This window comes from Leucobacter sp. M11 (assembly GCF_035726885.1).
In the GTDB taxonomy this organism is placed as follows: domain Bacteria; phylum Actinomycetota; class Actinomycetes; order Actinomycetales; family Microbacteriaceae; genus JAPFRB01.
Genome location: NZ_JAPFRB010000003.1, coordinates 144,482 through 146,544 on the forward strand (window position 1 = coordinate 144,482; position 2,063 = coordinate 146,544).

Annotated in this window: 2 protein-coding genes and 1 pseudogene; all 3 read right to left on the bottom strand. The window is 71.5% G+C overall.

The features are described from left to right. A pseudogene (locus tag OOT08_RS08945) lies at positions 1–216 on the bottom strand (ABC transporter permease); the annotation flags it as partial. Further along, the gene (locus tag OOT08_RS08950; RefSeq protein WP_325092297.1) at positions 213–1,097 is read right to left on the bottom strand and encodes an ABC transporter ATP-binding protein; all 885 of its coding nucleotides are present in this window, start codon (positions 1,095–1,097) and stop codon (positions 213–215) included. The pseudogene OOT08_RS08945 and the gene OOT08_RS08950, both read right to left, overlap by 4 nt. Before the next feature lie 68 nt (positions 1,098–1,165). Then, positions 1,166–1,894, bottom strand: a complete 729-nt coding sequence (locus OOT08_RS08955) for a response regulator transcription factor (protein ID WP_325092299.1) — start codon at positions 1,892–1,894, stop codon at positions 1,166–1,168. Positions 1,895–2,063 lie beyond the last annotated feature (169 nt).

Sequence of the window (2,063 nt, forward strand, 5' to 3'; positions counted from 1 at the left end):
CAGCTGGGCGGCGACCTCGGGGGTCGCGGCGACCTCGGTCCGATCGTTCGAGGCGTTCGAGGCGCTGAAGCCGCTGAAGAGCACTCCGGCGAGCACCATCGCGAACAGGATGAGCGCGGAGACCACGAAGGCCTTGCTGCGCAGCTTCGAGCTGATCTCGCGCTCGGCGACGAGCCAGACGGCGGATCCGGTGCTGGGCGGGGTTGGCGTGGTCACTGGATGACCTCCTTGAAGATCTGGGCGAGCGAGGGCTGGACGGGGGCGAAGCGGCGGACGGGACCGTCCGCGACCGCGCGAGCGAGCACGGTCTGCGCCGTCTCGGGGGCGGCCGCGTCGAAGCGCACGAAGGGGCCGTCGAACTGGGTGACCTCGATGCCGGGGACGTCGCGCACCCACCCCGCGTCCCCGGTGACCTCCAGCTCGAAGGTGAGTCCGGAGTGCTGCTCGCGCAACTGCTCCCGGGTGCCCGAGGCGCGAATCGAGCCGTCCGCGATCACGATGACGTCGTCGCAGAGCCGCTCGACGATGTCGAGCTGGTGCGAGGAGAACAGGACGGGAGCGCCCTTCGCGGCGAAGTCCTTGAGCACGCCGAGCACCACCTCGACCGCGAGGGGATCCAGCCCGGAGAAGGGCTCATCGAGCACGAGCGCCACGGGGTCGTGCACGAGCGCCGCGGCGATCTGCGCGCGCTGCTGATTGCCGAGCGAGAGGCTCTCCACCGTGTCGTTTGCCCGCTCGGTCAGCCCGAGGCGCTCGATGAGGGCATCCGCGCTGGCCTTCGCCGCCGCGGCGGTCATCCCGTGCAGCCGGCCGAGGTATTGCAACTGCTCGCCCACCCGCATCTTCGGGTAGAGCCCGCGCTCCTCGGGCATGTACCCGAAGCCCGCGCGATCGCGCTGCGTGATCGGCTTCCCGTGCAGCAACACCTCCCCGGAGTCCGAGGAGAGCACCCCGAGGATGATCCGCATGGTCGTGGTCTTCCCGGCCCCGTTTCCGCCGACGAAGCCGGTCATCCGGCCCCCGCCGACGGCGAAGCTCACCTCGCGGAGCACCTGCCGGCTTCCGAAGCTTCGATTGATCGCGCGCACTTCGAGCATCGCGTACCTCCTGTTGTCGTCTGACTCCAGACTAGGAAACACGACCCGGGGACGCCTCCCCCCGAGGGCTAGATCTCGGCTCCCCCCTGCGGGGGAGCCGGGCGCACGAGCCCCCGGTTGAACGCCCACACGACGGCCTGAATCCGGTCGCGCACCCCGAGCTTCTGCAACACCCCGGACATGTGGCTCTTCACGGTGGCCTCGCCGACAAAGAGCCGAGCCGCGATCTCGGCGTTCGACAGGCCCTGCGCCGCAAGCCCCAGCACCTCGCGCTCCCGTTCCGTGAGCCCCGCCTCGGTCGCGATCCGAGCCGAGGCCGCCTCGGCTGTGGTCCGCGAGGCGTCCCCCGGGCCTCCCCCCTGGGGCGGCAGGCCCTGGGCGGACAGCTGCGCGAGCACGGTGCGGGTGATGTCGGGTGAGAGCATCGCCTCCCCCGCCGCGAGCACGCGCACCGCGTCAATCAGGTGCTCGGCCCTGGCCGTTTTCAGCAGGAAGCCGCTCGCCCCGGCGGCGAGCGCCTCCAGCACCACCTCGTCGCGGTCGAAGGTCGTCAGCATGAGCACGGAGGGGCGCGGCGGGCCGCCGTCGCGCAGCCGCCTGGCCGCTTCGAGCCCGTCCATGACGGGCATTTGCACGTCCATGCAGACCACGTCGGGGGCGAGCTCGGCGACGAGGCGGAGCGCGTCCTCCCCGTGCTCGGCCTCGCCGACCACCTCGATGTCGGGTTCGGACTGCAGGATGATGCGGAAGCCGGATCGGACCAAGGCCTGATCATCGACGAGGACGACTCGAATCATTGGGGGACGACCTCTGCGGTGGGGGGCGGGGTTTCGGGGGGCGGGGTTCGCGGGCGCGTGGGGCTGAGCGGCACGGAGGCGCGCACGAGGAAGCCCCCCTGCTCGCGTCGGTGCGCGGTGAGGCTGCCGCCGACGGCGCCGACGCGTTCGCGCATCCCGCGCAGGCCAA